This is a genomic window from Phytomonospora sp. NPDC050363 (genome assembly GCF_040655735.1).
GTDB lineage: Bacteria > Actinomycetota > Actinomycetes > Mycobacteriales > Micromonosporaceae > Phytomonospora.
Genome location: NZ_JBFAKK010000015.1, coordinates 121,495 through 140,868 on the forward strand (window position 1 = coordinate 121,495; position 19,374 = coordinate 140,868).

Genomic DNA, 19,374 nt, shown 5'->3' on the forward strand with positions numbered 1-19,374 from the left:
CCCTTTGGACATTCAGCAGCTTCGGATCGACGCGGCCGCCGCGGCACGGCTCGGCGATGCCGTGAAGGAACTGGCGCGCACGATCAGTACCGACATCGGCGAGTGCGTGGTCTGCCACGCCGGTTTAGGTTCGGCGCCGGTGAGCCTGGCGGTGCACGAATCGAGCGATGTGCCCGCGCAGGTGCTGGTGCTTCCTGGGCACGCCGCCTGTCAGCCGGCGGGCTACACCAAGCACGACCCGGGGTATCAGCCTCTGGCTCCTGCCCCGACGTATCAGGCGACGTCGTTTCCGGTGCCCACCGCCGCAGGATCGGTCCTGGCGGTGTTGGTGAACCCGTCGGTGGACGTCTTGGTCGGCGAGATCGGTGACGACGGCTGGCGCGGGCAGTGGGAGCACGTCCCCCAGGTGCTGGGGGTGTCACCGCTGGCCAGTATGGAGGCGGTGGTGATGAGCGAGCCTCAGTGGGGTGCGGAGGTATCGCCGCGGATGGTGACTCTGAAGGCTCCCGGGGGCGGGGTGTTCCAGGCGCCGGCCAATGAGGCCTTCATGCGCCTGGCGGTGGCGGCGAAGCGGGTCTTGGTCTTCGTGTCCGACGTGGTGCTGCCCACCGAAGACGGCGCGCTCGACCGGCGAGAGTTCACTGCGGCGGCGGCGGCCGGGCGTTTGTACACGGCGTGGGCGGGTCTCGGTGGGAGGGCGGTCGAGCAGGCGATCCCGGAGCGCTCTCCTCGAGCGCAGGCGATGGCGGCCTCGGGGCCGTTGCGGCAGATGGGGGCCCGCGCGCTGGACACGACGGGCAAGGTCGAGCGGGAATTCGCTGATGTGCGGGCGAACTTGCGTGCGATGTGGACGGACCATCCGGTGATCGGGATGGACCGGGTGGTGGTGCCCGGGATGGAGATCGAGCGGGTGCCGGTGTTGTTGGTGGAGTCGGCGCGGGCGGTGATGAGCCAGCACGCTGATCAGCCGGAACTGTTGCGGGAACTGCGTTGCGAGGGGGTGATCGCGGCGGGGATGGAGCGGGCGCTGCTGGCGCCGGGAACCGTGCTGTCGCAGGCGCGTGAGTGGGTTCTGGTGCGCAGCGGCGTTGATGTGGAACTGGTGAACCCGGCCAAGGAGGTCATCGCGCGCGGGCAGATGCGCAAATGGCCGCCGGGGTGGCTGGATTCGGCCGGCACGATCGGGTCCGTGTTGGTGATGTTCGGCGCCGAGGTGGGAGTCCGTTCGCCCAAGGGCCGCTCCTACAACGACATTGATCGGCGAGCTGAGCTGCTGAACGCGAGGATCGGCGGCCGTGTGGCGTGGGGTCTGGTGGCGTGGAACGGCGCCTGACCTGACCGGTACGAGTCGCGCCCCGCACAGAGTGCGGGGCGTTTTCGTCTGCCAGGCGGCCTAGATGTGTGGCATGGGGAGGGAAGGGCGCGGCCCGGACCGTCCCGTTCGGTCCGGGCCGCGCGGGGTGCCGCGGCGCTCACCACTAGTCGCCACGGCTTGTGTGGGGGGCTAGTGCCCGAGGTGCACGGGCAGGCGGGTGTAGTCGTTGGTGATCAATGAGGTCTGTTTGGTCAGCTCGCTCGGGTCGACGGCCAGGCGCGCGTGGGGGAAGCGGTCGAAGAACCCGGCGATGGCGATCTCGGCTTCGAGGCGGGCCAGGGGCGCGCCGAGGCAGTAGAACTGACCACCCAAGCCCGCTTCGTGATCAGATTTCGACTGCGCTGTTCGGGCCTCGGCTTCTGTGTTGCGACTGGTCACGGTGCGGCTGTGCGTCGAGCACACCGCATGAACGAGCGCCCCACACCATGTGGGGCGCTCGTGTGTCATGGCGAGGGACTTCTCAGCTCTTGGAGACGGCCCAGTCGCTGCAGGTTGACCAGTCGACGGTCTTGGCGGCCGGTCCGCCGGCGCAGCCCCGGAACTTGACCTTGCGGCCTTCGGGAAGGTTGAGGTTGTGGTCGGTGGCGCGGTCGTCGTTCTTGGCGCTGCGCAGTCCCGGCTGGGCGATCATGCGCCCCGAGCTGTCGGCGAGGTACCAGACGAACCACACGTAGCCCTCGTCCTTTCCGTAGGCGTTGGGCCACTGGTAGCAACAGCCGAGGTAGTCCCAGATGAGGGCGTGTTCACCGGTCGGCTGCCAGCAGACCATTCCGGGGTTGCCGAGACCGGTGTCTCGGGGAACGTCGATGCAGGACCGTGCGGCGGCTTCGACTGGAGAGGCCTGCACGACTGCTATGCCGGCGGCGATTGCTATCGCGGCGAAGGCAGTGGCGAATTTGCGGAACATGCGGTTTCCCTCTGTCGCGGAATTGATGCCGGCTGGGTAGCCGAATCGGTTTCCACGGTGGCCCGCGGGGCGGTGCAAAGGTGTGGTGCGGGGCGTAGCGCCCCGTAGCGCCCTACGTGTTTTCCCAGGTAGAAGCGCATGTGAGCAGGGCCGCACTTCTCGTCAGGACTGGGCCACATGACTAAAACAACGTAAGATAGGGGTGTCGGTGAAAGGGTGTGGCGCTCTTTCTCCGGCGTGTTTCTCCCCCATTCGAGGAAACGAGGTTTCGATGTCTTCGACGATCATTGTTGACGAGACGGCTTCCGCTCCGGCGGAGTCGGCTATCGGGCGGCTGGTGGACCTGCCGCTGGAGACCCTGGTGGCCAACCCGGCCAACATCCGCAGCGCGACCGTGCGCGCCGACCTGCTGGCGGCGTTTCGCGCCGAGGGCGTGACGGCGATGCTGCTGCCGCTGGTCGGTGTGGTGCAGGACGACGGGACGGTCCTGCTCAGTGACGGGCACAGCCGCCTGGCGACCGCCATCGAGGCGAACATCGACATCGCGCCCGAGCTGGCGATCACCAAGCTCCCGGTGCTCCTGCGGGAGGACCTGGGCGACAAGGCCGAGCAGGTCACGGCGATGATCCGCACCGGTACCGGCGCGGTGAACCTGACCGGGGCGGAGGTCGCGCGCGGGGTGCAGCAGCTGACCCTGGCGGGCCTGAACATCAGCGAGATCGCCCGCCGCACCAATCTCCACAAGGCGCAGGTGAAGCGGGCGGCGAGGACCACCGCCGAGCAGGTGGAAGCGGTGGGCGCGGCCACGCAGGCTCCGCTGGATCTAGCAGCCACCCTCGTACTGGCCGACATCAGCGATGACGCCAAGGCCGTGGGTCAGGCGCTGCAGGGCTGGAGCGGATCCGTCCAGGACCTCGAGCGGCGGGTGCAGAGGGAGCTGGCCCGGCGTGAGGCGGTGGCGGCGGTGGCGGCCCGGCGGGCCGAGCTGAAGGCGGCCGGGGTGAGTCTCTTGGCGCACACGCCGTCGTGGGAGGAGCAGAAGAAGCTGCCGAAACTGCGCGACCTGCGTCATGCCGACAAGCCCATCCAGGCCGAGGCCCATCAGTCGTGCCCGGGGCACCGGGCGTGGGTCGGGCTGAACTACGCCGCCGAGGTCACTGAGGAGTTCTACTGCGAGGGGTGGCGCGCTCACGGTCACGCCCACCGTGACCGGCCGCTGCCCACCGACGCCGATCGGGCCGAGCGCAAGCAAAAGATCCTGCTGAACCGGGAGATGGACATCGCCAACGGCGTGCGCCGCAAGTGGCTGACCGAGCAGTTCGCCCGCAAGGACATGCCCGTGGAGGTGATGCGGTGGGCGGCCGGTGAGCTGCTGGCCCGCGCCGACATCGTGGCCTCCCCGCACCCGTCCTACCGGGAGATCCTGGCGACGTTTCGGGGCGACGCCGAGGCGGCCTCGGTGCCGAAGTCGGCGACGTTGCAGCGGGTCGTGGTCTTGACGGTGGCGGCGTTGGCGGCCTGGCACGAGTCGCGGATCAGCAAGAAGTCGTGGAAGGAGCCCTACTCCGGCAGCGGCGAGTACATGCGGATGCTCATCGAGGTGCTCGGGTTCTCCGCGTCGCTGCCCGAGCGCATCCTGGCCGGACTCGCCGATGCCAGCGGAGTCTCGGAGACCGTCGCGGCCGAGGGCGAGGCCGGTGCCGATGACGAGCCCGTCGACAGCGAGACGGACGAGCAGATCCCCGCCGAAGTCGACGCGGCCGAGACCGCCGAGGCCAACGCCGATGCCGAGCGGCAGTCGGACCTTCCGCAGGCCGCCTGATCTTTTCTCCTCGTGGGCCGACCGGTTCCTTCCCGGCCGGTCGGCCCGCCCCTCCCCTCGTCTTCTCGTTCAGGAAGGACTGACCATGCTGCACATCGAATCCGGTGACGACGGCACCAGCGTGGGCCGCGTAACCGCCCAGGGCAGCAGCCGGATCGTTCCGCTGCCCCCTCCCCTGTGGTTCCCGGCCGACTCCACCGCCGCCTCCGCGAACTGGGACTCCTCCGACCAGGCCATGAGCGCCCTGGGATGGAACGGCGACGGTGACGGTCCACCCGCCACCCAAAACGAGGCCGAAGCGCAGATCGCCGATCTGACCGAGGCGCTGGTTCACAGCGCGCACCGGGTCGGCCTGTACGGGCACGTCCTGGTCGAGCATGGCCTGTTCGCCGCTGGCCGGGCCCTCGATGCCGAACTCGCAGAACTGTGGCGCGGGGAGCGCCTGCACATCTGCCACGCCGAGGAAGCCGTCACCGACGGCCGGACCGGGCATGAGGTGGAGGGCATCTACCTGGTCCACGAGGCGTGCGAGGCGCATCGGCGCAGTCCCCTGGTCGGCTACTACCAGGAGCGGCACTCCTGCCCGCGCTGCCTGCGAACCCACCCCCAGCCCAAGACCGCCGACCGCTGGCGCAGTGACCTGCGCTGGTGCGCACCGTGCGAAAAGCGCCACCAGGCTCAGTGCCCTGTATGCGGGCAGGAGGAGGGGTGAGCACAGGGCGGGTGGTGGAGCTGCTGTGCGAGTACGGGCGGGCGAAGTTCACCGACGACTGGTACCCCACTGACGCTGATGACATCCTGGACGCCGCAGAGGCCACCGAGCTCGCCGGGCTGCTGGCTCGCCCGTGCACCCCGGACGACCCTGACGCTTCGCAGGCGAGTGGAGGGTGGCAGGTGGCGCGGTTGCTCGCCCGCTACGGCCAGGCGGAGTTCGCCGACGTGTGGTGGCCGGGCGGACCGGCATCGCCGTTGTCGCCGGAGGAGATCGGTGCGCTGGAGGAGGCACGGGCCGGGCTGGAGGTGCCGCAGGGCGTGCTGGAGAACTGGCTGGGCCCACTGACCAATGAGGAGGTGTCCGCGCTCGGTGCCGTGCTGATCGAGAGTGAGCGGGTGCGGTGTGAGCTGGAGGCTGCTTTGGCCGCGACCCGCGGCACGCGGTAGCCGCCCGGACGTGCTTGCGGCCCGCCCCGTTCGGGGCGGGCCGCTGGTGTGTGCGGGTGCCGCGGGCGTCAGCCGAAGACCGGATCCACCTCGCCGCTCAGGAACGCGGCGATGACGCCGGCGTGGGCGGGCAGGACGCGGCCTTCGAAGGCGACCTTGATGTAGTCGCCGAACTCGGCGATGTTCTCGGCGCGGACCCATTCGACGCGCTCGCCGTTGGTGGCGGTGGACAGGCGCGGAAAGCTGCGCCGCGGCTGGGAACCGAGATAGGTGTGGACGAGGCCGGCGGTGATGGTGCGGGTGGGGTCGCCGAGGTCGGGGCGGGTCTGGTCGGGGTAGGCGGTGAAGGGCTGACCGGTGGTCAGGCCGGTCTCGGTTTCCAGGATGGCCTTGCGGGCGGCGATGGGGGTGCTGCCGGGCAGGACGGCGCCGGTGGGCAGGCCCCACCCGTCAGGGTGGGCGGTGGCGGCCAGCCAGCGGTGGCCGTGCTCGTCGAGGGCGGTGACGGCGATGTCGATGTGGGTTTTCACCGGTGTCCTTTCGGGTTGCATTCACGGCAGTGGCTCAGGTGCTCGCGGTCGATGTCTTCGGCTTGGTCCCGGCAGGGCCAGGTCCCGTCGGGGAGGGGCGGGCAAAGGGTGTAAGCGGCACCGGACCCGTAGATCGGCGGCGGCGCTGAGACGGTGCGGTCAACACCGCCGGTGATGGTGACGGCGCATCCGTCGCAGGTGGCCGCGGCGGTGTGCAGGTTCGGCATCGAAGAACGCTCCTGGTCAGCTGAGGGTGTAGCGGCGGGGAGGGCGGGCGTCGTCGACGGCGGTGAGGGCGTTCTCGAGGGCCTCGATGAGTTCGGGGTCGGTGGTGGTGTCACGGATGTAGGTCATCAGGTCGACGACCGTGCCGGCCTCGTGGCGGTCGAGTAGCTCGGCCAGGCGCGGGCCGAGGTCGCTGCGGTGGAGGGCGGCGACGAGGGAGTCGGTGCCGAAAACGTGTCCGGGGCGCTCATCGTCGGCACCCCGGCCGGCGTCGTTGACCCAGTCGGACAACTCGGTGAGGGCGGCCTGGTCGTCGTGGACGTCGCGAACGTAACGCAGATGGCGGGCACCGAGGCGGTCACCGGTGCGGGGGCGGCGGCGGCCACCGGATGCCTTGCGGCGCTGGCTGATGCGTCCGCTTCGCTGGTTGGGCATGATCGGCTCCTTGTCGTCGTTCCTGATCAGTTGGTGGTGCTGGCGAAGTCGTCGCGGTCGGCTTCTTCGAGCTGATCGGCGAGGCCTTCGAACTCCGGCAGCGCCAGGGCGAGATCGGTGAGCTCGTAGCGGCCGTGGATCTCGTTGGACAGCAGGCCACGGGTCACCAGGTCGCGGAGGATGTTGTCGACCTGGCGGGCCTTCTGGCTGGCGTGGGTGACGATGTCGCCGCGGGTGTGGAAGCGGCGCGCGACCAGCGCCAGGATCTGGTGGTGCTGGGCTTTGAGGGGCATGGTCAAGGTCGAGGAGACGATGGCCTTGTCCACGAAGGCCTGGTAGTCGACGAACTCGAAGCCTTCGGTGAGCGCGTCCACGTCGATGCCGACGCTGCCCGGTGCGGCCGTCGGCGGTGTGGCCTTCACCGGCGTGATCGGGGCGCGGGGCTGGGGGGCGCGCCCGAGCTGGCGGTCGAGGACGCGGTTCTTGAGGGCGGCGTTGTTCTCGTTCATGTGGACGTGGCGGTTGAGGTAGCGCTCGCCGAGGACGGAGGCGCCGGCGGCGTCGAGGGTGATCTTCGGGGCGTTGGCGTAGAGCGCTTCGAGGTCTTCTGCGGTGTAGGAGCGGAAGAGGGCCTCGCGCTGGTGTTCGTTCTTGCTGGACAGGAACGCCAGGCCGGGGTCGGCCTTGATGGTGGAGGGGTCCATGTTCAGCCCGGTGATGACGCTCTTGGTGTTGGTGGTGCCGGTGGAGAAGGCGACGACGTTGCCGTTGGTGGTGTTGGAGCGCAGCGTGTCGGACTCGTCGTGACCGCCGAACGCTTCGAGAGTCGCGCCCTGGGACAGCAGGTACACCGCGATGCCGACCTTGCGTCCCTCGCGGGCGACCATGGTGGCCTTGCGCAGGATGCGGCGCACGGTCAGCGGCTTGTGGCACTCGTCGATGACGATGACGACGCCGGGGCGCCGGTCGGAGGGGGTGAACCCGGGGATGCCCCAGGTGTAGTTCTCCTCGAGGCGGTGGTCGATGAGCCGGATGGCGTCGTCGAGCATCTCCTCGATCTCGGAGTGGTCGTCGGACCCGTCGGCGGCGAGGTGGCTGCGCGCGAAGTAGTCGGCGGCGCCGGCCAGGAGCGGGGAGGAGGCACCGCGCGCGGGGTCGGCGTACCAGATGACGGTGTTGCGGGCGTGCATGAGCGCCAAGGCGAGGATGTTGGTCAAGTAGGACTTGCCCATGCCGGTGGCGCCGCAGATGAACCCGGAGAAGATGGAGTTCTCGCGGTAGACGCGCCACAGGGCCTCGCCGACACCGTCGATGTAGCGGCCGATGCCGATGCAGCCGGTGTCGGGGTTGTAGCTGGGGCCGGTCCAGGTGACGTCCTCGTCGGGGAGCTCCCCGGTACGAATGGTGATCTTGGCGAGGGCGTCACTGAGGGGGTGGCGCTCGATTTGGATGTCCTCGGCGCGGCACCACAGGCCCGAGGAGATGCCGGAGTAGATACCGAGGTTGCCGACCAGGGACATCGCCGTCTGCTTGCCGCGCCTGAGCTGAAGGGTGAACGAGAAGCCGGTGGGGATGATCTCGGGATCGGTGAGGGTGGTGCCGGGGAGTGCTCCGTCGGGCACGGCGACGAAGTCGCGCCAGTTGGCCAGGATCAGGTCGATGCCGGTGGCCGGGGGGCGGTTGACGAGGTCGGCGCGGGGCCTGAGGACCAAGTCGGTGCAGGCGGTGCGGTTGGGGATGCGGTGCTTGTTCCAGTAAGGGGCGCTGACCAGCAGCCACAGGGCGGTCAGGACCGAGACGGCCGTCCAGGACCAGCCGTCGATGATGACGGCGAAGTACCAGGCCGAGAGCATGCTCCCCACCGCGGCGACGGCTGCGGCGATGGGCTTGGTCTTCTTCTTGTAGCAGACGGCCGCGGCGACGATGGTGGCGACGAGCAAGACCGAAGCAGCGGCCAGGGCGGTCTGGGCGTGGGCGCCGGACAGTTCGGCGGCAAGGCTGGTCAGCGCGGCCGCGCCGAGGACGCCGACGTAGATGAGGTAGGGCTTGAGCTGGCGCTTCTGGTGGTGGATCCAGCCGCGGTTGGCGGCGAGCTCGTCGTGGTCATCGGGCGGCGGCGGGGGTGCCGCGGCGTCGGCGATGGTCTTGGTGGTCGCGGTCGTCCCCATGTCGCACTCCTGAAGTCGGTTCGGGCGGGTGGCCCGCGTCGCGGGCCACCCGGATCGGGTTAGCGGTTGCGGAGCTGGTAGTTCTTGCCGCCGGCGTCGGGGTTGGACACGTACGCCTCGTGGACCATCTGGTTGTCCTCGACGTGGATCTGGGCGGTGTCGACGATCGTCCTGGCGAGGATGCTGGCCGCTTCGTTAATGCGGGCCAGGCCCTGCTCGAAACGCTCGCTGGTGTTCTCTCCGTTGCGGACGCCGGTGCGCATGGTCTCGACGCGGCCGGGGAGGCCGTTGACGACGTGCGCCCACTTGGCGAGGGTCAGCATCACGTCGGTGTAGGACTGGCCCTCGCTGAAGGCCAGCTCCGAGCCGCTGGCGATGTTGACGAGCATGTCGAGGGTGAGCGGGGATCCGGTGGTGGTCATGGTGGTCACGGTGTTCTCCTTGGTCGTGGTGGTGACTGGTTCGGGTTGGGGGTCGGGGGCCGGGCCGAGTTCTGGGCGTTCGACTGACGCCCAGGCCCAGATCGGTCCCTGCTCGTCGACGGGGGGTTCGGCGCGCTGGCGGGGAGGGTGGATGTCGTGCCACCACGGTGGTTCCTTCCCGGGTCGTGGATCGTGGTGGAGGAAGTCGGGGTCGAGGAGGTCCCACCAGTCGGCGATGTCGTCGAAAATGTCGCGGTAGCGGGACTTGAAGTCGTCCTCGTCGAAGAACGTGAAGTCGGGGCCGCGGTCGTTTTCGCTGTCGGGTTTGGTGTCCTCGGGCCGGAACGGCGGCGGGTCGCTGTGCGGCGGCGCCGTGGGCGGCTCATAGGGCTTCGAGTCGGGGGCGGGAGGAGCGTCGGGGCCGGTGGGGGCCGGTTCGACATCCGGCAGCGGGATCAGGGTGCGCTTGGCGTTGGGCTTCTCCTCCAGCCAACGCAGGATCGTCTTCTCCGCCCGGGCCCATGCCTCGTCCCAGACCCGGCGCCAGAACCCGCGGAAGCCCTTGCGGGTGCTCCACTCGGGACGCTTGGCACGGCGGGCGCGGCGGCGCTCGCGTACACCGTGGACGTCGAACCACACGTCGCGGAGGAACCCCAGCAACCCGTAGGAGGAGGGGGTGCGGTTTTCGGCAAGAGCGGCGTCGACGTCGAACTGGTGGGTCTGGTGGCGCAGTTCACGGGCCTCGTGCCAGGGCGGTTTCTGCTTGGTAATGGCGTACTTGATGCTCGCCAGTCCCCGGAAGATCGCCCGGGTGAGTACCCAGGCGATCACTCCGACGACGAGGATGGTCGTGATGGGGTCGGCCATCGCTAGGCACTGATTCCGCTGGTGATGTCGGAGAAGAAGTTGGCGACGGGGATTCCCAGGACGGTGGTGACCAGGACGCCCAGCAGCAGCGCGATCGGGGGCAGGGCGATCTGGCCGATGGGCCACGCGCGCAGGCCACGGCTGGGGCTCTTGTCCCTGCCGGCGCGGCGCCAGAAGATGATGCAGTAGGCGGCGGTCAGAGCCAGCAGGATCAGGCCGGAGCCGTTCCCGATCAGCCAGCCCAGGCCCTGGTTGAGCCAGCCCAGGCCCTCACCGGTGACGAACTTGTAGCCGTTGCCGACGACGCCGCCGATGACGCCGCCGCAGGCGCCCGTGAGGGCGGCGAAGACGGTGGTGCCGCGCTTGGCGGCTCCGTTGGCGTACATCAGCACGGTCACCAGCAGCAGGGAGGCGACGATGGCGTTGAACGTGAAGCTCACGTTGGGTCCTTTCTGGGTTACGACGACAGGTCGCTGATGACGGTGATGGTGAACAGCAGGCCCACGGCCAGGGCGGTGAACAGCCGGCCGGGGCGGGCGATGATCCAGGTGAGGGTCACAAACAGCAGCGTCAGTGGGATCGCCACGCCGTAGACGTAGCCCTTGCCGAGGTTGCGAGAGACGGCGTACTCACCGGTCCAGGGCTGGTTGCGGGCGTAGTTGACGAGGTCGGGCACCGGCGCGTACGACGCGGAGAAGATCGACGGGTACACGTGGCGGGCCAGGAACTGCCGCCACGGCGAGAGGTCGTCGGCGTCGGGCTTGACTTTGACGTCGTCCTCGTCGTCGTAGTCGGTGACGTCGAGGTCAGGCAGCGTGGTCACGGCGGTCCTCCCGGACACGAATGGATTTGGCGGTGATCTGCAGGGCCTGCTCGCAGGCGCGGGCGAGGCGGGTGTTGACGTCGGTGTAGGCGCGGGTGGCGGCGTCGGGATCGTGGGCGGCGCGTCGGTTCTGGACGGCGATGAACGCCGCGGTCAGGGCCTGGAGCGCGTCGTTGGCGGTGTCGGTGGCGTTGACGGCGTCGGCGAGGTCGCTGCTGAAGCGGTCGGTGACCTCGAGGCGGGCGCGCGGGCGGCCGGTGACCGGTGACTCCTCGGCGAGGTAGGCCACGGCGTTGCCGATTTCGGTCCACAGCAGGTCGATCGCTTCTTTGCGCGCCTGTTCGGCCTGCTGGCCGTGGCGGCGGGCGAGTCGGTTGTGGACGGCGATGAACATGTCGCTGTAGACGGCGAAGCGGTCGACGTCGCTGGTGGCGTATCCGATCCGGTGGCGGTAGAAGTCGCGTACCTTGCCGATCGCCGCCCGGCGGCGCACCGGCGCCAGGCCACCGCCTGGGCCACGTCCTCGGCGCGCCATCACCCCTCCTCCGTTCGGGCTCCGGCCAGGGCCGAGAGGAGGACGGGCAGGGTCATCTCGTCCTGTTGAAGGTGGAGGCGCTGGCCACCGCGCTCGCCGATGAGGCGGGCGATGGCGCTGGTGGGGGTGTAGGGAATGGTCTCCGGGAGGGTGAGGACGAGCGCGACTTTCGCGGCGGGGCCGCTGGCGGCGATGGTGGTTGCGGCCTGGACGGCGGCGAGGTCGGCGTCGAGGAGGAGGTGGGCCTCCTCGACGATGACCAGCAGGAGCGGCGCGGCGGCGCCGCTGGCGGCCAGCAGCTGATGGGTACCGGGGGTGCGGTGGACGCACGTCGCGGCGGCGTCAGTGAGGATCTGCCGGCCGTGCGGGAGGCTTCCGGTGACGAACCAGTCGGGAACGGCGTGGGTATACCAAGGACCGGGGTCGGTGTCGGGGTGGCCGTTGCGGGCGACCCACACCACGGCGCCGTGGCAGGTGGCCCGTGCGGCAGCCTTCGCGGCGAAGTCGCTGCGGACGGCCGGGGTGCCACCTGTGATGACAGCGCCGGTGAAGCCGGGGCGGGTCGTGGTGGCGAAGACCGGGTTGGGGGCGTGGAGGATGTGCATGGTGTCCCTCTCGCGGGTTAGTCGTCGCTGCCGGTGAAGTCGAAGAGGCCGCTGCGGCGTGCTTCGCGGCGTACTCCCCAGATGCCGATCGCGAGTAGTACGGCTCCGGCCAGGCACAGCAGCCCGGAACCGTGGGCATCGCGGGTGCCCATGAGGGCGCCGCCCGCAGCGATGAGGGCAATGAAGCCCCACAGCTGCAGGACGCGGCGCAGGCGCGGGTTCACGAGCTGGCCTCCAAGCGGGCGGTGACGGCGGCCAGGACGGACGGGGCGAGGGTCCAGACTCCGGCGGCGCCGGCGGTGGGGACAGGTTCGCCCAGTACGCGCGGGTTGGCCAGGACCCAGTGCCATGACCGGGGGCTGGCCCAGGGGCTGCAGTAGCCGTCGCCGGTGGCGCAGGTGTCGGAGTGGTGGATGTCGATGAGGTCGACGACGCCGAGGATCGCGCCGGTCGGCATGGTGCCGAGGTCGATGGCGTAGGTGTTGAGGATCCGCTTGGCTTCCAGCGCCGCCGCGCGCGGCGAGTGCGGGATGCGGGCGTGGACGGCCAGGGTCCCGAAGTTCTCGGTGCCGGTGGCGGTGGTGCGGTTCTCGACGGTTTTGCCCGCGAGGAGGATCGCCGAGGCTCCCGGCTGCTGGAAGGAGGCCGCCTTCATGCCGCGACCGCCAGTTCGGTCTCGGCCGGGGCGGTGTCGCTGGCCTGGGCGGCGGGGACGGGCAGGGTGATGAGCAGGCCGGTGGGGTTGTCGATCTCGCGGTAGGCGGCCAGGAGCTTCAAGACGCGGTTGCGGCCGCGCGGGGTGATCCCGCCCCACACGCCGTCCTCGCGCGAGACCCGCGACTTGGTGTCGCTGTGGGCCACGGCCAGCAGGGCGCAGGCCCCGCGGCTGGGGCACCGCGCGCACATGGCACGGGCGGTGGCCGAGGCGTACATGTTGGTGTCGTCGGGGAACAGCACCTCGTCGACGAGCTCGGGGGGCGTCTGCGCGCAGACCGCGTCGGTCCTGGCCTCACGGTCCAGGCGTTCCAGGTCAACGCCCGCGAGGGCGTCGTCGATGACCGCCAGGTGCTCCATGGCCTCGTCCAGCTGTGCACGGTCGGCGTGGGTCGCCACGCCCAGGCCCTGGAGGGCCTTGTCGACGGCTTCTCCACGGGGGTAGAGGCGCGTGAACGCGGCACCGGCGATGACGGTCTGGTCGGTGGCGGGCGCGACGGCCGGGAGCAGCTCGAACCTCACCCGGAGGCGGCGAACGGATGGCCGCTTCCGGGTCCTCTGCAGCTTCTTCCTGGGCATTACGCGGCCGCCTTGAAGACGCGCTCGCTGGCGGCGAGCTGGGTGGTGGGGTGGGTGTCGCCGGCGCGGCGGGCGGTGCCCTGGCGGGTGCGGCGGTGTTGGGGGGTGAACGCCACGACGCCGGTCGGTTCGCTGGCCTTGTTGGCTTTGGCGGCGTAGAGGGCGTCGTCGGCCTCGAGGAGCGCGGTCTCCAGTAGGGTGCGTGGCTCGGCGATGGTGAGCCCGGCGCACGCGCTGATGCTGGTGAGGTAGAACCCGAGGCTGTCGAGGTCGTACGGCTTGGCCAGGTGCCAGGCGGCGCCATCAGCGGCGTCCAGGCACCAGGTGTAGAGCCGGTCGGTGTCGGCCGGGGTTGGCAGGATCAGACCGAACTCGTCGCCGCGGCCCAGGCGCCCGGCGAGACCGTCACGGAAAGACGCGTAGATCTTGAGGCGCTGGGCGACCTCGACGAGGACGGCGTCTCCGGCGGCGTGCCCGTGGCGGTCGTTGACGGGCTTGAAGTTGTTCAGGTCGAACACCGCGAGCACGCAGGGTCGGGCGGCGTTGGTGAGCAGCCGCTGCGCGGCGCGTACGAACCCGGTCCGGTTGTAGATGCCGAGGTCCAGGTCGTGGGTCGCGTCGTGGTCGGCTTCCTCGGCGATGTCCAGGGCCCGCAACGCGAGCTCCCGGAGGTACTCGACCTCCGTGTACAGCTCCTCGCGCGAGCGAGCGGTCGGGGCGGGGGCGCGTAGACGCTTCCGCATCTCCGCAACGAACGTGTCGTCGTTGACGGAGGCGGCGAAGCCGCCTCGAACGGACGCGTATGGGCTGGTGGGGGCGGTTGAGTTAGTCGTGTTCTGAGGCACTTCACCCTCCTCTTCGCCTCGCGCATAATCGCGCATGACCGAGATTATGCGCGATTATGCGCGAGGGCAAGGGTTTTACAAGATCGAGTTCCTTGGTGGCGTCGTTGGCAGGCAAGACCTGGTCTCGGGCAGCAAAAAAGCCCGGCCACGTGTGGTGGCCGGGCTTGGGTAAAGGTGGGCTACTCGCGGGGAATGACTCGCAGGGCGAAGATGACGCTGGCAAGGAGGATTACCGCGGCGGTGATCATCGGGGCGCGGAGCCCTCCGATGGTGGCGATGACGCCTCCGAGGATCGCTCCGATGGGGGCGGCGCCGTTACCGACGATGCGGTAGGCGTTGATGACGCGTCCGAGGAGATGTTCAGGGGTGAGCTGCTGGCGGGCGCCCATGATGATGACACTGACGAGGCTGACGCCGAGGTTCCCGACTGCCAGGGCGATTCCGGCAACGATCGGGCTGGTGGTGGCGGGAAGGATCGCCCACATGGCGACTTCGACGGCGAGGCCAGCGAGGAAGGCTCGGCGGCGGCCGAGTTTGGTGATGGCGTGTTTGGTGATCCAGCCGCCGAGGACTCCTCCGATTGCCATCGCCGCGAGGAGTGCTCCATAGGCGGCTGTGGGGACATCGAGCCCGCCGGGGGCGGTGGCGTAGAGGACGAACGTGGCCAGGCCCATGTTCGCGGTGAGATTGGCGATGGCGGTGAGCAGGCACAGGTTCCGCAGCTCGGGGTGGGCGAGCAGGAACTTCGCGCCGGTCTTCATCGCGGCGAGCATGGATTCGCGCTCGGTGGGTTCGGTGCGAGGGAGGCGAGGTAGCCGGATCAGCATCAGCGCCGAAAGCAGGAAGGAGATCGCATTGACGACGAATGGGATCCAGGCTGTGATGGCGTAGAGGGCCGAGCCGAGGGGTGGTCCGCCTAGTTGTTTGCCGAGGACATTGGCGGAGTAGAGCTTGCCGTTGAGGTCGTGCAGGAGTTTGGGGTCGCGGGCAGTGAGGTCGGCGATGGCGGCTTCGGATGCGGTGGAGTGGAACGCGGTGCCGGTGACCATGAGGAAGGCGGTGATCGCCAGGAGGGGGATGGATGCTGCGCCGGCAGCGATGAGCGCGGCAAGGACGAGGACCGCTCCGAAGCGGAGGATGTCGGCCAGGACCATCACGGTGCGTTTGGGCCACCGGTCGACGTAGACGCCGGCGATCGGAGTGATGGCGATCCAGGGCGCGAACTCTGCGGCGGTGATGATGGATACCGCGGTGGGGTCTTTGGTGATGGCTGCGGCAGCCAGGGGGACGGCGGCGAGGAATGCGCCGTCCCCGATGGAGGACATCCCGCTGGCGCCGAGAAGCGCGCGGCTTCCCCGTCGGTAGCGCGCGGACTTGATAGGGGGTGCCTGGGTCACGAGATGTCCTCCGGGGTGGGGCTAGGCGCCGTATCGGCCTTCGCGGACGGCGGCCTGGAAGTTGGCCCACTCGTCGGCGTTGTAGATGAGCGGCGGGGTGTGGGGGTTCTTGGTATCGGCAACGGCGACCCAGCCGTCGGGGTGGAAGGCGACGGCGATGCAACCGTTGTCGTGGGTGCCGTGTTCGTCGTCGCCGAAGGTCCAGGTGCGACCGTCGGGGATGGTGAAGGAGCCGAAGGTGTCGAGGGCAGGCGGTTCAGGGTAGACGTGCACGTGTCCTCCAAGGGAGCTGTCAGTTCAACAGGTGACTGATGAAGTCGCGTGAGTCTTCTGGGCTCAGCGCGGCTTGTTTCATGCGGTCCCAGGCGGTGTTGAAGGCTGAGACCTCGTTGGTTCCGCGGAACGTGATCGCTACGGCGGGCAGTTCCACGCCGTGAACCATTGTGGCGGGATCGTGATCCTCTGGGAAGTTGTAGATCAGGTAGGCACACATCGGCGCCTGTTGCATTGGGGCGTCGGCGGGAATGACCTGAACGGTGATGTTCTCGTTGGCGCTCATCTTCAACAGCTGCCTCCAGACCGTGGGCCGGACATCGGGTCCGGGGGAGGCGGGGCGGAAGCGGAGGGCCAGCTCGGTAAGGATGGCGTGGTACGGGATCCCGCGCCGGACGAGCTGCCGGCCTCGTCGCATCCGGGCGCGCACCGCACCAGCGACGTCCGCAGGATCGGCGTTCGGCCTCATCGCCCGGAAGGCTGCCTGGGCATACTCGGTGTTGTGGAACGGGCCGGGAACCTGGAACGGCTGAAAGTGACGAATCCCAGTGGCGGCTCGATCCAGGGTGAGGATGTCCTCCTGGACCGGGGCCATGCTGCCGCCGAGGACGGTCTGCCAACTGCTCACGTCGGTTTGAACGCGTCCCAGCAGCGCCAAGGCGCGATCCCACTCTTCAGGGCTCGCTCCGACGAGCTGGAGCCAGCGCTCGAGGATCTCCTGGGTGAACGCAGCCCCACCGCTGGCACCCATGAGTCGACTGATCCGCGGCTGACTGGTGTTCAGTTCCCTGGCCAGGGCTGTCGCCGTGATGCCTTTGCGTTTGCTGAGCCAGCGCATGAACTCACCGAGCTCTTGGCGCGCAGGCGGGTGTTCGGGGTTGACCACGGTGGTGTCCCTCCATCAGTGTCTCCGCTAGGCTATGCGCTGTTATGCGCGCGAGCAATCGAGTCCGCGCGCAACAGGGCAACGAAGGAGGGTTCCCGAGGTGGTTCTGACCAGCGTCGATCACCACGTGACGGCAGGGAGCTCGGCCCTTCGACACGCCGAGTTGCCTACTGACGCGACGATCCGGTGCCTGGTAGGGCAGAATCGGGACGAGGTTTGTCCGAGCTGGACAGGCCACACTGGACATAGAAAGCAGTACGGCCCCTACACCACCCAGCGACCAACTGCCGGTGTAGAGGCCGTTCCAATCCGAAAGGAACCGATGGTCCCGATCTTCGAGTCCGTCCCGCCCCACCTCCAAGTGCAAGGAGGGCGGGAACGGTGACGTCGTCGCGTTTCACGGTAGCGCACGCTCCAGCGCTTGTCGCGCTGCCCAGGGGTTCTCGGCCCGGCGTGTCGTTGTCGGGTAACCGGCTGCATGCCGGCTCGACGTTCGATAGCCGGACCCGCACGTGCTCCACTGTGCACGGTGCGGAAATCTTCACGACCTTGTCACCTGGGTTGAACTGGGCAAACATGCTCCAGCTCGCCGGTGATCGGTGTGTCGCGAGTGCCCCCGTGACCGTTTTGGCGGTCGGCGGGGCGTATGCTGCCCCCTGTGCTGTACCCACATCGAGTGAAGGAGGGCTCACCAAGATCAGATAAAGCCTGCATAAAGCAGTAACTGATCAACTTCATAGCGGCATGTAGAACATGGGGAAATAGGACGAAGCCCCGGACCCGTTGGTTTGGTCGCCTGGGTCAGGAGCTTCATACGTCCACTGGATTCAGTTCTCGGGCAGTCAGCCAGCTGCCCGTCTCTTGCTCACGTCCACCGAGACTGGGGCGCCCGGTTTACATGTTTACATGCAAAGTTCTCTGACCTGGAGGTCAGCGCCATCGTAGCACCTACCTCCAGGGTAGGTGCTTTTTTGCTGCCTCCGTCCGCGCTCGCGGATGGTGCTGTGGGTAGCTCCTACCCTTCTACCAGCCAAAACGTCTCAGCTAGTTCACGTTCGGCGGCACGCCGGGGGCCTGGCTTCTGCGTGTCCTGCCACCGTGCAGGGCACGTCTCGTTCGCCGCGGACAGCGACGGTGCGGCCTGCTCGCGGCACGTCAGCGAGCCGTCCTGGACGCGCACGCCGGGCCCGCTCGCGCGGGCCGCCGAGCCGAAGGTGTCGGGTGCCAAGCGGGGCCGGGCGATGAAGGCCGCGCGGCGGGCCCGCGAGTTCGCCGCCGCAGCCGTGCGGGTGGCCGAGCGCGCTTCGGCGTCGCCAGGTCCGCGTGCCGGGCGCCCGCCGTCGGGCAAGGCGAGCGCGAAGACGGCGAAGTCCCGTCCGGTGCGGTCGCAGTCGGCGAAGCGGCGTCGGTCGTTCACGGAGTTGTCCCGTACGGGGCAGGGCCTGGTGCTGCTGCGGCGTCGGTCCCCGAACGGGGAGTTCGCCGCGGTGCCGGCCGATACCCTCGCGCGGCGGTTGCCGCCGGGGGCGTTCATGGTGCGCAAGAACCGGTGGCTGGCGGGGTGGGCTGCCACAGCGGTGCGGGAGCGGCGCGTCGACTGGCAGCGCAGCGTCCGGCAGGTAGTCGACCGGCTGTGCAAGGCCCAGAACCACGAGTCGCACCAGATCACGATCACGCAGAAACGGCTGGCGGCGCTGACGGGCCTGTCGAAGCGGACGGTCGTGCGGGTCATGGAGTGGCTGCAGGACCAAGGGGTCCTCTACTGCATCGAAGCCGGCGCCAGCAAGGTCATCTTCGGGGGCGACAAGGGCCGCGCCGCCACCTACGTCGTACTGGATCCCGCCCGCCGCGAACAACCCGAAACCCCGGTATCTGCCCAGGTCAAGGCAGGAAGTGGCACTCCTACTCCTGAACGAAGTGAAGGGGACGACGATTCTGGCGGCGCCGAGAACCTTCACAAGGGTTCAACTTCTTCGAAGTCGAAGACCGACCCCCTGTGGGACCGTCGCAACCCCATCTCCTACAGCGCCAGGGTCAAGGTCGTGTCCAGGCTGCGCAGCTTCGCCAGCTGGCGGGCCGCCGAGGTCGAAGAGCTGGTGGGGATGCTCGGCATGTGGTTCGACGCCGGGTGGTGCGCCGCTGCGATCATGCACGCCGTCGACAATCGCCCCAACGCCAAGAAGAGGAGCTGGGCCAAGCCCCCTCACCTGCGGAGCCTGATCGGATGGATCGGGTCACGTCTGCGGTACTGGCTCGACGAGGACCGCCGCCCGCTCCCGGCACCGGTGCCGGCCGTCACCGCCTACGCCCGCGCCCGCGAGCTCGTTCCCACCTCACCGGCCGGCACGGCCGCCAGCCCGGAACACATCCGCGCAGTACGTGAAGAGCAGGCAACGAAACTGGCCGCCGCGCTGGCCAAGGCCCGTACCCGGCCTGCGGTCGCGAACCCGGCCGCCACCGAGGCCGAGCCGGTTACCTGCCGCATCGTCGTCGCCGAGCTCACCGCCGGAACCGCCAAGCGCCCATCCGCGCCCGCCGCGGGCGAACAGCCCTCGCCCAGCAGCGGCTACCTCGCCGTGATCGCCGCGATCGGCCCCCCACCCTCTGTATCTCGCACCGCGCGCAAGAATCCGGCCGTCGATCCCGCCCGCGCCCGCCGCATCGTGGTGCCCGCGCCCCGCCGCCGTCTCAGCTGAACACCCCCGGTGCTGACGCCTTCGCGCCATGAGTGTTCACCGTGGCCGGACTCACAAGATCGACCCCGGCCAAACCAGTGTTTCCGCAGGTCAGCACGGATGTGACCGT

Annotated in this window: 24 protein-coding genes; 5 read left to right on the forward strand and 19 right to left on the reverse strand. The window is 69.1% G+C overall.

Annotated elements, in window-relative coordinates; all coding sequences use genetic code 11:
• The first annotated feature begins 4 nt into the window (after positions 1-4).
• Positions 5-1,333 carry a hypothetical protein gene (locus AB0I28_RS32675; RefSeq protein WP_357499569.1) on the forward strand — a complete coding sequence of 443 codons (1,329 nt, stop codon included), beginning with the start codon at positions 5-7 and terminating at the stop codon, positions 1,331-1,333.
• A 171-nt stretch (positions 1,334-1,504) separates the two neighbouring features.
• On the opposite strand, the gene AB0I28_RS32680 is transcribed toward AB0I28_RS32675, so the two are convergent.
• Both AB0I28_RS32680 and AB0I28_RS32685 read right to left on the reverse strand, forming a co-directional pair.
• Entirely contained in the window at positions 1,505-1,687 is a 183-nt protein-coding gene (locus AB0I28_RS32680) for a hypothetical protein (RefSeq protein WP_357499570.1), read from the reverse strand.
• 148 nt (positions 1,688-1,835) lie between these two features.
• Positions 1,836-2,282, reverse strand: a complete 447-nt coding sequence (locus tag AB0I28_RS32685; protein ID WP_357499571.1) for a hypothetical protein — start codon at positions 2,280-2,282, stop codon at positions 1,836-1,838.
• Between the two features lie 271 nt (positions 2,283-2,553).
• Here AB0I28_RS32685 and AB0I28_RS32690 point away from each other — a divergent pair, with 271 nt between their 5' ends.
• The 3 genes from AB0I28_RS32690 to AB0I28_RS32700 all read left to right on the forward strand — a co-directional run bounded on the left by AB0I28_RS32690 (position 2,554) and on the right by AB0I28_RS32700 (position 5,265).
• Positions 2,554-4,104, forward strand: coding sequence for a hypothetical protein (locus AB0I28_RS32690; RefSeq protein ID WP_357499572.1), 1,551 nt, complete (start codon positions 2,554-2,556; stop codon positions 4,102-4,104).
• An 85-nt stretch (positions 4,105-4,189) separates the two neighbouring features.
• Positions 4,190-4,816 (forward strand): hypothetical protein, encoded by a 627-nt coding sequence (locus AB0I28_RS32695; protein WP_357499573.1) that lies wholly within the window; start codon positions 4,190-4,192, stop codon positions 4,814-4,816.
• Positions 4,813-5,265, forward strand: a complete 453-nt coding sequence (locus AB0I28_RS32700; protein ID WP_357499574.1) for a hypothetical protein — start codon at positions 4,813-4,815, stop codon at positions 5,263-5,265. The genes AB0I28_RS32695 and AB0I28_RS32700 overlap by 4 nt, the downstream gene beginning before the upstream one ends.
• Before the next feature lie 68 nt (positions 5,266-5,333).
• Here AB0I28_RS32700 and AB0I28_RS32705 read toward each other — a convergent pair whose 3' ends face one another.
• The 17 genes from AB0I28_RS32705 to AB0I28_RS32785 all read right to left on the reverse strand — a co-directional run bounded on the left by AB0I28_RS32705 (position 5,334) and on the right by AB0I28_RS32785 (position 17,986).
• Positions 5,334-5,795: an NUDIX domain-containing protein gene (locus AB0I28_RS32705; RefSeq protein ID WP_357499575.1), complete on the reverse strand. Its 462-nt coding sequence runs from the start codon at positions 5,793-5,795 to the stop codon at positions 5,334-5,336.
• Positions 5,792-6,022, reverse strand: a complete 231-nt coding sequence (locus AB0I28_RS32710) for a hypothetical protein (RefSeq protein WP_357499576.1) — start codon at positions 6,020-6,022, stop codon at positions 5,792-5,794. The genes AB0I28_RS32705 and AB0I28_RS32710 overlap by 4 nt, the downstream gene beginning before the upstream one ends.
• A gap of 16 nt (positions 6,023-6,038) precedes the next feature.
• Positions 6,039-6,455: a hypothetical protein gene (locus tag AB0I28_RS32715; RefSeq protein WP_357499577.1), complete on the reverse strand. Its 417-nt coding sequence runs from the start codon at positions 6,453-6,455 to the stop codon at positions 6,039-6,041.
• A gap of 26 nt (positions 6,456-6,481) precedes the next feature.
• On the reverse strand, positions 6,482-8,623 hold the full coding sequence (locus AB0I28_RS32720; RefSeq protein WP_357499578.1) for a hypothetical protein: 2,142 nt from the start codon (positions 8,621-8,623) through the stop codon (positions 6,482-6,484).
• Positions 8,624-8,682: 59 nt separating this feature from the next.
• Entirely contained in the window at positions 8,683-9,912 is a 1,230-nt protein-coding gene (locus tag AB0I28_RS32725) for a hypothetical protein (protein WP_357499579.1), read from the reverse strand.
• 2 nt (positions 9,913-9,914) lie between these two features.
• Complete coding sequence (locus AB0I28_RS32730; protein ID WP_357499580.1) at positions 9,915-10,352, reverse strand: hypothetical protein; 438 nt, start codon at positions 10,350-10,352, stop codon at positions 9,915-9,917.
• A gap of 17 nt (positions 10,353-10,369) precedes the next feature.
• On the reverse strand, positions 10,370-10,735 hold the full coding sequence (locus AB0I28_RS32735; protein ID WP_357499581.1) for a hypothetical protein: 366 nt from the start codon (positions 10,733-10,735) through the stop codon (positions 10,370-10,372).
• Positions 10,719-11,270, reverse strand: coding sequence for a hypothetical protein (locus AB0I28_RS32740; RefSeq protein WP_357499582.1), 552 nt, complete (start codon positions 11,268-11,270; stop codon positions 10,719-10,721). The genes AB0I28_RS32735 and AB0I28_RS32740 overlap by 17 nt, the downstream gene beginning before the upstream one ends.
• Positions 11,270-11,875, reverse strand: a complete 606-nt coding sequence (locus AB0I28_RS32745) for a hypothetical protein (RefSeq protein WP_357499583.1) — start codon at positions 11,873-11,875, stop codon at positions 11,270-11,272. Before AB0I28_RS32745 ends, AB0I28_RS32740 begins: the two co-directional genes overlap by 1 nt.
• Before the next feature lie 17 nt (positions 11,876-11,892).
• Positions 11,893-12,099: a hypothetical protein gene (locus AB0I28_RS32750; RefSeq protein ID WP_357499584.1), complete on the reverse strand. Its 207-nt coding sequence runs from the start codon at positions 12,097-12,099 to the stop codon at positions 11,893-11,895.
• Positions 12,096-12,530 carry a hypothetical protein gene (locus AB0I28_RS32755; protein ID WP_357499585.1) on the reverse strand — a complete coding sequence of 145 codons (435 nt, stop codon included), beginning with the start codon at positions 12,528-12,530 and terminating at the stop codon, positions 12,096-12,098. The genes AB0I28_RS32750 and AB0I28_RS32755 overlap by 4 nt, the downstream gene beginning before the upstream one ends.
• A complete protein-coding gene (locus tag AB0I28_RS32760) occupies positions 12,527-13,111 on the reverse strand; it encodes a WhiB family transcriptional regulator (protein ID WP_357499586.1) in 585 nt (194 codons plus the stop codon). The genes AB0I28_RS32755 and AB0I28_RS32760 overlap by 4 nt, the downstream gene beginning before the upstream one ends.
• Before the next feature lie 56 nt (positions 13,112-13,167).
• Positions 13,168-13,911, reverse strand: coding sequence for a GGDEF domain-containing protein (locus AB0I28_RS32765; RefSeq protein WP_357499587.1), 744 nt, complete (start codon positions 13,909-13,911; stop codon positions 13,168-13,170).
• A gap of 281 nt (positions 13,912-14,192) precedes the next feature.
• Positions 14,193-15,410, reverse strand: coding sequence for an MFS transporter (locus AB0I28_RS32770; RefSeq protein WP_357499588.1), 1,218 nt, complete (start codon positions 15,408-15,410; stop codon positions 14,193-14,195).
• A gap of 21 nt (positions 15,411-15,431) precedes the next feature.
• The gene (locus AB0I28_RS32775) at positions 15,432-15,683 is read right to left on the reverse strand and encodes a DUF397 domain-containing protein (RefSeq protein ID WP_357499589.1); all 252 of its coding nucleotides are present in this window, start codon (positions 15,681-15,683) and stop codon (positions 15,432-15,434) included.
• Between the two features lie 19 nt (positions 15,684-15,702).
• The gene (locus tag AB0I28_RS32780) at positions 15,703-16,569 is read right to left on the reverse strand and encodes a helix-turn-helix transcriptional regulator (RefSeq protein ID WP_357499590.1); all 867 of its coding nucleotides are present in this window, start codon (positions 16,567-16,569) and stop codon (positions 15,703-15,705) included.
• 1,015 nt (positions 16,570-17,584) lie between these two features.
• Positions 17,585-17,986 (reverse strand): hypothetical protein, encoded by a 402-nt coding sequence (locus tag AB0I28_RS32785; protein ID WP_357499591.1) that lies wholly within the window; start codon positions 17,984-17,986, stop codon positions 17,585-17,587.
• A gap of 70 nt (positions 17,987-18,056) precedes the next feature.
• Here AB0I28_RS32785 and AB0I28_RS32790 point away from each other — a divergent pair, with 70 nt between their 5' ends.
• Positions 18,057-19,265, forward strand: a complete 1,209-nt coding sequence (locus tag AB0I28_RS32790; protein ID WP_357499592.1) for a hypothetical protein — start codon at positions 18,057-18,059, stop codon at positions 19,263-19,265.
• The last annotated feature ends 109 nt before the right edge of the window (positions 19,266-19,374 follow it).